We start from the raw sequence: 817 nt of genomic DNA, 5'->3' as shown, positions 1-817 counted from the left end.
GTCGTGGTTCGTCGGCAGCGTCAGATGTGTATAAGAGACAGCTCTTTGGGCGAGCAACCGACTTCAGCTTTAAAGATGCGGTAGAAACTGGCTTCAGAGTTGAAACCGCATTCAAAAGCAATACCCAAAAGAGATAGGTGTTTATAAGCCGGATCTTGTAGTCTGATTTTTACCTCTTTTATACGGTATTCATTGACCAATGATCTAAAGGTTTTGCCCAATAGCTGATTGATGGTTGCTGATGCCAAGCCGGGGCTTACCGCAAGCTGCTGAGACATTTTTGGCAAAGTAAGCTCACTGTCCAGAAAAATCTTTTTTTCTGCCAGCACACTTAGAATTATCGTTTTGGCAGCTTCAAGGTCTGCGTTTTCATATTTCGCTTGTTTTTCTATCGGCTGCTCAACTATCAATTGTTTTATTGTAATAATTTCAGTTTTAAGTGTAAGGGCTTTTATCCCCAAATAGTAGATTAGAAAAGTTAGGTATAAATAAAAGAATTGCCACCTGAAAAATGCTGTCCGGGTTGGATGGGCGTTATCGACCAGAACGTTGACAAAAAGACTAAAGCCTAGAAATGCTGTTACTACTAATAGGTTTCGAAGCCAATTTAATGTGGGGTAACGGGTGTCGGAAGTAAATTGATGGACCCAGTGTTGATATTTTTTAATGTAAATAAAGCAGAGGTAGCCATAAATAAAAGCACTCCCCACAGACAGTATATCCTCTGTCTCTTATACACATCTGACGCTGCCGACGAACCACGACATGTGTTGATGTCGGGGGGGGGGGGGGGATGAGAGAAGGGGGGGGGGGGGGG

Annotated in this window: 2 protein-coding genes; both read right to left on the bottom strand. The window is 43.0% G+C overall.

Going from position 1 to position 817, the window contains the following annotated elements:
* Positions 1–20: 20 nt before the first annotated feature.
* A complete protein-coding gene (locus JHD69_RS19940) occupies positions 21–461 on the bottom strand; it encodes a helix-turn-helix domain-containing protein (protein WP_199142087.1) in 441 nt (146 codons plus the stop codon).
* A 146-nt stretch (positions 462–607) separates the two neighbouring features.
* On the bottom strand, positions 608–817 hold a 210-nt coding region (locus tag JHD69_RS19935; protein ID WP_199142086.1), incomplete at its 5' end, for a hypothetical protein.

The sequence above is a fragment of the Pedobacter sp. ASV12 genome (assembly GCF_016429155.1).
In the GTDB taxonomy this organism is placed as follows: Bacteria; Bacteroidota; Bacteroidia; order Sphingobacteriales; family Sphingobacteriaceae; genus Pedobacter.
This window is presented reverse-complemented; position numbering and strand designations above follow the sequence as displayed.